Below are 12513 nucleotides of genomic sequence, written 5' to 3' on the forward strand. Positions count from 1 at the left end.
GACCTTACCGCACCCGCGCCTCAGGCGACAGGCGGTTCCAGCAACAACCCGTAGATCCCCGAGTCGGACAACTCGCCCGCCACGCACCAACGGGCGCGCAAGGTGCCTTCGAGGACGAAGCCCTGGCGCTCCAGGGTGCGCGCCGAGCCTTGGTTGCGCGGGTCGATCTCCGCCTCCAGGCGGCGCATGTGCAGGGTGTGGGCCAGGTAGTCGATGAAGCAGGTCAGCGCCTCGTCCATGTAACCCCGGCCTTGCACGGCCTTGGCCAGGCAGTAGCCGATCTCGCCGCGACGCGAATCGTCATCGAGATTGAACAACTGGACCATGCCGATCAGTTCGCCATTGTCGCGACGGTACATGCCGAGCTTGAGCAGATTGCCGGCAGCATAGGCTTCGCGGTCGGCGGCCAGGGCGCTTTCGGCCTCGGCCAGTTCCTGCCAAGGGGCGTGGTGCCAGAAACGCATGACCTCAGGATCAGCCATGATCGCCAGCCACTGCGCCGCATCGCCATGACGCATGGGGCGCAATTGCAGGCGCGGGCTGTCCAGGCACAGGTCGCTGGGGAAACTGCGGGGGTGGGTCACGCCGGGACTCCTGTCCGACTTTTGGGAAGATGACAGTCTAGCGTCAGCGGCGTGATGAAAGTAAGCCGGGCGTCAGTGAGGGGCCTATCACGCAACAAGCCCGCGTCCACCAGATGCGTGGAAGCGGGCTTGTTCCGTGATAGGGCTGCAGAACAGCCCACCGCGGTTCAGCCGATCAGAAGCCCATGCTGAAGCTCAGCACCACGCCATGGTCGCGGTTCTCGCTGGACAGTTGCCCGGAGTACCCCACACCCAGCTTGCCGCTCTGGCCGACAGCCAGGTCGACACCGGCCTCGACCACCGCAGCATCGCGGGCGATCGGTACGCCTTCGGTGCTGAAGCCAGCGCCACCGGCAATGAAGCGAGCGTCGGCATCGGGCTTGGTGTCGCCGAAGGCATGCCGCCAGCCAACCGACAGCCGTGGTGTGATCTCGCTGCCGTTGTCCAGCTTGATACGCTTGCCGGCGCGCACCCCGACGGTAGAGAAGGTCACGTCCTGATCGACGCTGGCCTTCAGGCGGCCATCGCCACCCTTCTCACGGGCACTGTCGCTGTCATAGTTGACGTAGGCCAGGCCTGCGAACGGCTCCAGGGCGATACCGCCAGCGTCGATGGCGTAACCCACCTCGCCGAACACCTGGGCGCTGCGCGCCTTGTACTTGGCTTTCAGGCGATCGTCGTAGCTGCCCACCTGGACATCGCGCTTGGTGTCGATGTCATGCCAGGTGTAGCTGGCACCCAGGCGTGCGGCGAAGGCATCCATCTGGTAACCCAGGTAGGTGGCCAGGTGGTAGCTGTCGACGCTGGCGTCCGACTGACGACGGTGAGCATCGATGCTGCTGCGGGTGTATCCGGCAGCGATACCGACTTTCCACTGATCGTCCAAGGCGCGGTCGACACCGAGCATGAAGCCCGACAGGTCACGGTCGACGCTGGCATGGCTGCTGCTGCCGTCGTAGTCACCCCAGCCGCCAATGGCGCGGATCCAGCCCACGGCCTGGCCCTGGCAACCTTCGCTGGTCAGCTGCTGGTTGGCGGTCGGCGCCAGGGTGCGGCGTGGATCGTCCTCGCGGCTGCAATCCGGTTGACGCATACGGTCGTTGACCGCGTCGCGGATGTAGCGCGAATCCTCGATCAGCACGGTCGCGGTGCTGGCGTGGATTTCCCCGGACAGGCTGTCGAACGCCGACTGCGCGGCCTGACGGTCCAGCGGCAGGATGTTGTCGCGCAGGCTGGTCGGCGCACCGGCGCTTTCCAGTGCCGTGGCGACACCACGCTGGTTGCTGGAGGCCGCGACATCGGCGAACGCGTTGCCGTTGCGGCTGACCGACAGGGTCACCTGGTTGGCGCCGTAGTCGAGCGAGCTGTTGAGGAATGCCGAGTTCATCAGGTTGTTGCTGGCGAAGGTGCCGTTGATGCCGCCAGCTGCACTGACCACGGTGTACTGCCCGTTACCACCGGCGAGGTTGGCCACCGTCAGGCTGCCGCCCAGGTTGGCCGTGCCGCCGACATTCAGGTAGTTCACCGGCGCGGTGCCCAGGTCGATGACCAGGTTGCCGTCGCTGGCGTTGGTGAAGTTGCCGCTGACATTGAGGTTGCCCGCAGGCCCTGGCAGCACGGTGCCGTGGTTGGTCAGGCTGGCGACGGTACCGTTGCCGGTGAGCGCCGCGCCGTTGGCCACGGTGACCTGGGCGCCAAGGTTGGTGCCCGGGTTGTCGGCATTGCCGACTTGAAGCGTGCCCTGGTTGACGTTGAAGGCCCCGCTGAACGGCTGGTTGCCAGTCAGCAACAGGCTGCCCGCCCCTTGCTTGGTGGTGGTGCCGGTACCGCTGAGGGTGCCGTTGAAGGTGCCGTTGGTGCCCTGCGCGAACACCAGGTTGGCGTTGTTGGTGATGTTGCCCTGCAGGCTGGTGGTGTTACCGGCCAAGGTACCGCCGCTGACAATGGTGCCACCGGTGTAGGTGTTGGCTCCGGTCAACAGCAGGGTGCCAGCATCGAGTTTCTCGATACCGCCAGTGCCAACCAGTGGCGCGCTGATCACGGCGCTGGCACCTGCGTTGACCCGTACCGGGGCCAGGCTGCCATCGGCACCGTTGACCGGGGTCAGGCTGCCGCCTGTGCCCGGCACCACCTGGTAGCCGTCGCTGAGGAACTGCATGCCGCTGAACGACTGGTTGCCGACCACGGTGACGGTGCCAGGTTGGCCACCGAACACAGCGAAGGCATCGCTCCAGGTTTCGCCAGTGGTGCCGTTGGAGTTGGTCCAGTTGGTACCAGGGCCCCAGGTGCCGCTGCCGCCGCCGATGCTGCCATCCGGGTTGGTCTTGCCACCGTTCCAGAACTGCAACTGGTCGCCCGCCCCTTGCACCACCAGGTTGATCTGGTTGGCGATGGCGGTCTGCAGGCTCAGGTCACCCAGTGCCACGCTGCCGGGGATGGCGCCGAAGACCAGACCGTTGTTGGTCAGTGCGCCGCCATAGTTGAACAGTTGGTAGACGCCGGTGCCGAAGCCGCCGGCATTGGTGATGTTCAGCGTACCGTCGAGCACCAGGTTGCCGTCGACCTTGACTACCGTAGTGGACGCCGCTGGCGCCCCGAGCGAGAAGTCCAGGGCGCTGCCGGAGCTCAGGTTCAGGCTGCCTACCGTCAACGGTGTGCTGCTCTGGCCCGCGGCCAGGGTGGCGCCGTCGGCGATCTGCACAGCCCCGGCATAGGTGCCGCTGCCGCCCAGGCGAGCGCCGGTAGCGACCTGTACCGTGGCGCTGTCCAGGCGTCCGTTGACCAGCAAGCTGCCGGCATTGACGGTGGTGGCACCGGTCAAGCCGTTGACACCGGTCAGCAGCAGTTCACCACTGCCGTTCTTGGACAACGTACCGCTGCCAGTGAGGTTGCCGGTGTAGCTGCCGTTGGCGTTCTGCTCGAAGGTCAGCGCCGCATTGTTGAGGATCGCACCCTGCAGGCTGGTGGTGTTGCCGACCACGCTGCCCGCGTTGATCTGGGTGCCGCCGCTGTAGCTGTTGCTGCCGCCCAGGGTCAGCAGGCCTGCGCCATTCTTGACCAGCCCGCCAGCACCGCTGATATCGCCGTTGAGGGTCAGCGCGTTGCTGCCGCCGATGGCCAGTGCGCCGTTGAGGACTGCGGCGTTGGCCAGGGTGACAGCGGTGTTGCTGTCCAGGGTGGTGCCCGCTGCGGCGGTCAGCGTGCCGCTGCCCAGCGCACTGTCGTTGCCGACCACCAGGGTGCCGCCGTTGAGCGCGGTGCCGCCGCTGTAGCCGTTGGCAGCATTGAGCACCAGCGTGCCGGCATCGTACTTGGCGACGTTGCCGTTGCCGTTGAGGGCAACGTTGAGGGTTGCCGTGACGCCGCTATCGACCCGCAGGTTGGTAGTGCCGCTGGTGCTGGTGAGCAGTTCGCCGCCTGCACCTGCGTTGAGCACGTAGCCATCGGTGATGAATTGCAGGCCAGTGATGCTGTGGCTGCCGTTGACGGTGACGGTCCCGGCAGTGCCTTGGAAGACTGCGAAGGTGTCGTTCCAGGTGCTGTTGAGTACGCCGTTGGCATCGGTCCAGTTGCTGTTGGTGGCATCCCAGACACCGCTGCCACCCTCGATCACACCGTTTGCGACGGTGTTGCTACCGTCCCAGAACAGCACGTTGCTGGCGCCACCAACCACCAGGTTGACCTGATTGGCCACGGCGGTCTGCACGGTGAGGTCGGTCACTGGAACGGGCGTGGTGCCAAAGGCCAGGCCGTTGTTGATCAGACTGCCGCCGTAGGCGAACAGGCGGTAGACGCCTGCACCGAAGCCGCCGATGTCGGTGACGTTGAGCGTGCCACCGAGGGTCAGGTTGTTGGCGACGTTGACCAGCGGCGAATTGCCGCCGGTCGGCGTGCCAAGCGCGGCGTTGAAGTTCGAACCGGCATCCAGCGCCAGATTGCTCGCGTTCAGGGTCGCGCCGCTGGCAGCAGCGAGGCTACCGCCGCTGGCGACCGTCACCGCCCCACCGAGGTTGCCCGCGCCCGACAGCGTCGCACCACTGGCAACGTTGACCGCGCTGCTGGCGAGCGAACCATCCACCTTCAAGCCACCGGCCTGCACGTTGGTATTGCCGGTATGGCTGTTGCTGCTGCTCAGGGCCAGGGTGCCGGTGCCGAGTTTGTTGAGCGTGCCGGTGCCGCTGATGTTGCCATCGAACACGCCGCCTTCGACGTTGAGGCTGTTGCCTGCAGCAATCTGGATCGCGCCGGTGCCACCGATCTCGCCCAGGGTGGTGTTGCCATCGAGGTTGAGGCTCGCGCCGGTACTGACGTTCAACTCGCTCTGGGTGCCCAGCGCGGTGGTGCCGATGGTGCTCAGGCTGCCGGAGAGGATGTTGAGGATACCGCTGAAGGTGTTGTTGCCCGACAGGGTGAGGTCGGCCAGGCCGTTCTTGTTCAGCACGCCGTTGCCACTGAGCACACCGGCCAGTTGCAGGTCGTTGCTGCCCAGCACGTTGAGGACGCCGGTGACATTGACCGGATTGGCCAGCGTCACCGCAGTGCTGCTGTCGAGGTTGGCGTTGCCGGTCACGTCGAGGCCACCAGTGCCGAGCGCGCCGTTGTTGCCGACCACAAGGGTGCCGGCCTGCAGCTCGGTGCCGCCGCTGAAGGTATTGGCACCCAGCAGGCTGAACCGCGCGATGCCGGACTTGATCAGACGGCCAGCGCCGGCGACGGTGCCGCCAAGACTCAAGTCATTGCTGCCGAGCACGTTGAGATTGCCGGCGACGTTGACGTTGTTGGCCAGCGTCACGGCCTGGCTGCTGTCCAGACTGGTGCCTGCCGCCGCACTGAGCACGCCGGTACCCAGGGCAGTGTTGGAACCTACCACCAGCGTGCCGCCGTTCAGCGCCGTGCCGCCGCTGTAGCTGTTGTTGCCGGACAACGCCAGTTGCGCATTACCAGCCTTGACCAGGCTGCCAGCGCCGCCGATGTTGCCAGTGAGCGCCAGGTCGTTGTTGCCGGTCAGGTTCAGCGGGCCGGCGAGGGTGATCGCATTGGCCAGGCTCACGCTCTTGTTGGTGTCCAGGGTGGTGCCACTGGCAGTGTCCAGCAGGCCGGTGCCGATCGCGGTGTTGCTACCCAGGACCAGAGTGCCGCCACTGAGCTGGGTGCCGCCGCTGTAGCTGTTGTTGCCGTTGAGCACCAGGGTGCCGGTGTCGAGCTTGTTCAGTTTGCCGACACCACCCAAGCCAACATCCAGGGTCGCGATCACGCCGGGATCGACCCGCACGCTGGTATCGCCACCGCTGCCGTTGACCAGGTCGAGCAGGCCGGCGGTCCCGGCCAGCAGGCGATAGCCGTTGCTGACGAACTGCATGCCATTGACGCTCTGGCTGCCGTCGACGGTGACGTCACCTGCCGTGCCCTGGAAGACCGCGAAGGTGCTGCCCCAGGTGGTGTTGACGGTGCCGTTGAGGTCGGTCCAGTTGGTGTTGCCGGCGTTCCACACGCCGGTGCCACCATCGACCTGGCCGTTCGGGGCAGTCTGGCTGCCGTCCCAGAACTGGATGTTCAGGCCGCTGGAGCTGACCAGCAGGTTGATCTGGTTGGCCAGCGCGGTCTGCAGCGACACATCGCCAAGGCTCACGCCCAGCGGCAGGGTGCCGAAGTCCAGGCCGTTGTCGGTCAGCGCACCGGCATAGTCGAACAAGCGGTACACGCCGTTGCCGAAGCCACCGATATTGCTGACGTTGAGGGTGCCGTCGAGGGTCAGGTTGCCGCCGACATTGAACAGCGCTGTGCCGCCAGTGCCTGGCGAAGCCAGGCCGACATCGACGATCGATCCGCTGTTGAGCACCAGCGAACCGAGGCCCAGGGTGGCACCGCTCTGGCCTGCCAGGTGGCCGCCGTTGTCGATCACCACCGAGGCATTGGCAGAGCCGCTGCCGGTGAGGGTTGCGCCGCTGGCGACGGTCAGCAGGTTACTGCCCAGGCTGCCATCGACTTTCAGGGTGCCAGCGTTGACCTGCGTGTTGTCAGCCAGATTGCTGGTACCGGTGAGGGTCAGGGTACCGGTGCCATCTTTGGCCAGGCCGCCGGAGCCATTGAGGGCACCCGCGAAGGTCGTACTGACGTTGTTGCTGCCCAGGCTCAGGGTGCTGCCAACGCCGACATCGACGTTGCCGCTGCCGGTGAGGGCACCGAGGCTGGTGTTGCCATTGAGGTTGAGCTGGCCACTGGCGCCGACGTTGAGGGTGTCGACGTTGGCCAGCACGCCGCTGCCGAGCGCAGTGAGCGAGCCGGCCTGGATATCGACGTTGCCCGTGAAGGTCTTGACGCCGACCAGGGTCAGGTCGTCGGCACCGGCCTTGACCAGGTTACCTGTGCCGCCCAGGTCGCCACTGAGGATCAGGGCATTGGCAGCGTCGACGGTCAGGTTGGCGCCGTTGCTCAGGGCGATGGTGTTGCCCAGTGCCATCGGCGCGCTGTTGGCCAGGGTGGCGTCGCCGGTCACGTCGAGGGTGCCGGTGCCCAGGGCGCCGCTGCTGCCGAGGGTCAGGCGCCCGGCATTGAGCTGGGTGCCGCCTTGGTAGCCGTTGTTACCGTTGAGCGTGAGGTTGCCGCTGCCGTTCTTGGTCAACCCGGCGGTCCCGTTGATCACTCCGTTGAGGGTCAGGTCGTTGGTGCCGGCGACGGTGAGGCCAGCGTTGAGGGTGACGTTATTGGCCAATGTGGTACTGGCGACCCCGCTGCTCAGGGTCGAGGCCCCCGCGACGGTAAGGGCGCCCTGCCCCAGCGCGTTGTCGTTACCCACCACCAGTTGGCCGGCGCCCAGGGTGGTGCCGCCCAGGTAGCTGTTGGCGCCATTGAGGGTCAGGGTACTGGCGCCAGCCTTGTTCAGGCCACCGACACCGTCGACCACGCCGTTGAGGGTCAGGTCGGCGGTGCCTGGCAGGTTGAGCGCGCCGCCCAGGTGCACATTGTTGGCCAATGCGACGTTCACGCTGGCATCGAGGGAGGTGTTGGCAGCAGTGCTCAGATCCCCGGTACCCAGCGCGGTATTGCTGCCGACGGTCAGCGTGCCGGCGTTAAGGGTGGTGCCGCCGCTGTAGGTGTTGTTGCCATTGAGGGTCAGGCCGGCGGCGCCGTTCTTCACCAGTGCGTTGGCGCCGGAAACCACACCGTTGAGGGTGAGGGCCTGGCTGCCACCGAGGGTAAGATTGCCACCGGTCAGGTTGACCGCGTTGACCAGAGCCAGGGCCTGGCTGGCGTCGAGGGCTGCGGCGCCGGTGACGTTCAGGGCACCACTGCCCAGGGCACTGGCGTTACCCAGCAGCAGGCTGCCGGCCTGCAGCGAGGTGCCGCCGGTGTAGTTGTTGGCGCCGTTGAGCACCAGTTGACCGGTGCTGGCCTTGTTCAGGCTGCCGCCGCCGCTGATGACCCCGTCGAGGGTCAGCGTCTGGGCGTTGTTGACACCCAAGGTGGCGCCCGTGCCCAGGCCGATGGCGTTGGCCACTTGCAGGGCGCCGGTGGTGGCCAGGGCGCTGTTGCCGGTCACCGAGAGGTTGCCAGCGCCCAGCGCGCTGCCGTTGCCCAGGGTCAGGGTGCCTGCGGCGAGCGTGGTGGTGCCTTGGTAGGTGTTGGCGGCACCGAGGGTCAGGTTGCCGGTGCCGGTCTTGGTCAGCCCACCGGTACCGCTGATCACGCCGCTCAGGGCCAGGTCGTTGTTACCAGGCAGGGTCAGGGTGTCGTTGAGCGTGACCTGATTGGCCACGATCAGGGCGCCGGTGGTGGCCAGGTTGCTGGCGCCGCCGACGGTCAGGTTGCCAAGGCCCAGTGCCGAGTTATTGCCCAGGGTCAGGGTGCCGGCGTTGAGGGTCACGCCACCGGACAGGGTGTTGGGGCCACTCAAGGTGAGGTTGCCGGCGCCATTCTTGGTCAGGCTGCCAGCGCCCGTGACCAGCCCACCCAGGCCCAGGTCGTTGCTGCCGGCGATGGTGAGGTTGCCGCCCAGATTGACGGTGTTGCCGATAGTGAGCGCCGCATTGCTATCCAGCGTGGTGCCCGCAGCCGCGTTGAGCTGGCCGAGGCCGAGCGCGCTTGCGCTGCCGAGCACCAAGGTGCCCGCGTTGAGGTTGGTGTTGCCCAGGTTGCCATTGGTGCCATTGAGGGTGAGTGTGCCGCTGCCGGTCTTGGTCAGGCCGCCGACGCCAATGATGTTGCCGCCTAGCACCAGGTCCTGCGCGCCGGCGATGGTGAGGTTGCCCGCCAGGTTGAGCGCATTGGCCAGGGTCACGTTGGCGCCTGCGCTCAGGGTAGTGCCACCTGTGGCATTCAGCGCGCCAGTGCCCAGGGCGGTGTTGCTGCCGACCACCAGGGTTCCGCCATTGAGGCTGGTAACACCCTGCTGGCTGTTGCTGCCGTTCAGGGTGAGCACGCCGGTGCCGGTCTTGATCAGCCCACCGGTGCCGCTGAGTGCGCCGTTGAGCGTGAGGTTGCCAGTGCCTGGCACGGTCAGGTTGGCGTTCAGCGCAACCGTGTTGGCCAACACCGCGTTACCCGTGGTGGCGAGGCTGGAGGCGCCAGTGACGTTCAGGCCGCCCGTGCCGAGGGCCAGGTCGTTACCCAGGGTCAGGGTGCCAGCGGCAAGGGTGGTGCCGCCGCTGTAGGTGTTGGCGTTGCCCAGCGTCAGGTTGGCAACGCCGTTCTTGACCAGGCTGCCGGCGCCCGAAACCACACCAGACAGGCCGAGGTCGGCACTGCCAGCGATGGTCAGGGCGCCGCTCAGGGCCAGGGCGTTGCCAAGGGTAACTGCAGTGTTGCTGTCCAGCGTGGTGCCCGTTGCGGCGCTGACCGCGCCAGTACCCAGGGCGGTGTTGTTGCCTACCACCAGGGTGCCGCCGTTGAGCAAGGTACCTCCGGTGTAGCTGTTGGCACCGTTCAGCACCAGGGTTCCGGTGTCGAGCTTGGCCAGTTGGCCGCTGCCGGAGAGGCCGACGTTGATCGTCGCAGTAGCGCCCGGATCGACACGCACGGCGAATGCACCGTTGCTGCCATTGACCAGGTTCAGGCCACCGGTACCGATCAGGCGATAGCCGTTGGTGACGAATTGCAGACCGGTGGCAGCCTGGGTGCCCACCACGTTGACATCGCCAGCGGTGCCCTGGAACACGGCGAAATCGCTGGCCCAGCTGCCGTTGAGCACACCGTTGATGTCGGTCCAGTTGGTATTGCTGCCGTCCCAGGTGCCGGCGCCACCGTCGATGACGCCGTTCGGCACGCTTTGCGCACCGTCCCAGAACTGCACGGTGCCGGTGGCACCGCCCACCAGCAGGTTGATCTGCGCGCCGATGGCGGTCTGCACCTGGACATCGCCCGGCAGTACGCTACCCGGCAACGCGCCAACAAGCAGGCCGTTGTCGACCAGCGCGCCGGTGTAGTCGAACAGCCGATAGATACCGGTGCCGAAACCACCCAGATCGGTGACGTTGAGGGTGCCGTCGAGGGTCAGGTTGCCGTTGACGTTGACCAAGGCAGTGCCGCCCGTGGAGGGCGAGCCGAGGCCGAAGTCGAGGATCGAGCCGCTGTGCAGGGTCAGCGCACCGGTGTTGAGGGTCGCGCCGCTGTTGGCCACCAGGTGTGCGCCGTTGGCGATGTCCACAGGGCCGATCACGCTGCCGGTGCCGCCCAGGCTGGCGCCGACATTGACCTGTACGCCGGAGCTGGCGAGCGAACCGCTGACATTGAGCAGGCCGCCATTGACCGTGGTGGCGCCGCCAAGCACGTTCACACCGGACAGTTCCAGAGCACCGGTGCCAGCCTTGATCAGGCCTCCGCTACCGGCCAGGGCGCCGCTGAACACGCTGTTGAGGTTGTTGCCGCCGACCGTCAGGTCACTGCCCCCCGCCACGCTCACCGCGCCGGCACCGCTCAACCCGCCGACCGTGGTGCTGGCCCCAAGGTTGAGGTTGGCGCCAGCGCCGACATTGACCGCCGAGGCGTTGCCCAGCGCACCGGTACCAACGGTGGTCAGGGTGCCGCCGAGCAAGTCGACGGCGCCGCTGAAGGTGTTGTTGCCGGTCAGCGTGAGGTCGGCCAGGCCATTCTTGATCAAGCCTCCGGTACCGCTGATGATGCCGCCAAGGGTCAGGTTGTTGCTGCCGCCGAGGGTCAGGTTGGCGTTCAGTGCGATGTCGTTGCCCAGGGTAGCGACCGCGCTGTTGTCCAGGCTGGCGGCGCCGGCCACGGTCAGGGCGCCGGTCCCCAGGGCGTTGCCGTTGCCTATCACCAGGCCACCCGCGTTGAGCGTGGTGCCACCGGCATAGGTGTTGGCCCCGTTCAAGGTCACAGTGGCGCTGCCGTTCTTGACCAACTGCCCTGCCCCGCTGACCACACCGCCGAGGGTCAAAGCATTGCTGCCGGTGAGGGTAAGGTCGGCGTTCAAACCAATGTTATTGCCCAGGCTCAGTGCAGCGCTGGTGTCCAGGCTCGCGGCGCCACCGACGGTAAGATCGCCGGTGCCGATTGCACTGCCATTGCCCAGAACCAGGGCGCCACCATTGAGCAGCGTGCCACCGGCATAGGTGTTCAGCCCGCCGAGGGTGAGCGTGCTGGTGCCGTTCTTGATCAGCCGGCCGGTGCCGTCGACCAGGCCGGCGAGGTTGAGGTTGTTGCTGCCGGCCAGGGTGAGGTCGGCATCCAGGGTGACGGCGTTGCCAACGGTCAGCGCAGCCGAGGTATCCAGGCTACCGGCCCCCGCCACGGTCAGCTTGCCGACGCCCAGTGCGGCGCCATTGCCCAGCACCAGGCCACCGGCATTGAGGGTCGTGCCGCCCAGGTAGGTGTTGGGACCGGAAAGCGTCAGCGTGGCGGCACCGTTCTTGACCAGACTACCGGCACCGGCGATCACGCCACCAAGGCCGAGGTTGGCGGTACCGTCGAGAGTCAGGGCACCGGCCAGGTTCACGGCGTTGCCGAGGTTGACTGCGGCGTTGGCGTCCAGGTGGGTACCGGCAGCGGCATTCAGCGCGCCAGAGCCCAAGGCCGTGTTGCTGCCGACCACAAGGGTACCGGCGTTGAGGTTGGTGGCGCCGAACTGCGTGTTGGCGCCATTGAGGGTCAGGGTAGCGCTGCCGTTCTTGGTCAGGCCACCGACACCGGCGATCACGCCTCCCAGGGTCAGATCGTTGCTACCGGCGAGGTTGAGGTTGCCGGCCAGGTTAAGCGCGTTGCCCAGGGTCAGCCCGGCCACCGACGAATCCAGCGTGGTGTTGGCGGCAGCGTTGAGTGCGCCGGTGCCCAGGGCAGTGGCGCTGCCGACCACCAGGGTGCCGGCGTTGAGCGCGGTGGCACCGCTCTGGGTGTTGTTGCCGCTCAGGGTCAGGGTGCTCGCCCCGTTCTTGATCAGGCCACCGGTACCGCTCAGGTTGCCTGCAAGGCTCAGGTTGTTGGCGCCGGCCAGGGTCAGGTTGGCGCCGAGGTTGACGCCATTGTTCAGGGTCATCGCCGCGCTGTTGGCGAGTGTGGATGCACCGCCCACGGTGAGCGCGCCGGTGCCCAGCGCCGCGGCACTGGCCAGCGTCAAGGTGCCAGCGTTGAGGGTCAGGCCACCTGTGAAGGTATTGGTGCCACCGAGGGTGAGGTTGCTGGCGCCATTCTTGACCAATGCACCGGTGCCGCTGATCACACCGCCCAGGGTGGTGGCGTTGCTACCCACCACGCTCAGGGTGTTGCCCGCCAGGTTGATGGCGTTGCCCAGGTTGACCGCCACGCCCGCGTCGAGGCTGGCATTGCCGCCCAGGCTGAGGGCACCGGTGCCCAGGGCGTTGTTGTTACCGACGGTGAGCACCCCGGCGTTGAGGGTGGTGCCACCGCTGAAGGTGTTGGCGCCGTTGAGGGTCAGGCCGGCGGCGCCGTTCTTGACCAGCGCGCCAGTGCCGCTGATCAC

General features: G+C 66.8%; 2 protein-coding genes. Both read right to left on the reverse strand.

Annotated features, from left to right (window positions below; translation table 11 throughout):
* Positions 1 to 20: 20 nt before the first annotated feature.
* The gene (locus F6X62_RS08905; RefSeq protein ID WP_153773253.1) at positions 21 to 584 is read right to left on the reverse strand and encodes a GNAT family N-acetyltransferase; all 564 of its coding nucleotides are present in this window, start codon (positions 582 to 584) and stop codon (positions 21 to 23) included.
* Positions 585 to 759: 175 nt separating this feature from the next.
* The coding region (locus F6X62_RS08910; RefSeq protein ID WP_153773254.1) for an autotransporter-associated beta strand repeat-containing protein at positions 760 to 12513 on the reverse strand (11754 nt) is incomplete at its 5' end.

Source organism: Pseudomonas sp. MNR3A (assembly GCF_009650575.1).
GTDB classification, from domain to species: Bacteria; Pseudomonadota; Gammaproteobacteria; order Pseudomonadales; family Pseudomonadaceae; genus Aquipseudomonas; species Aquipseudomonas machongensis.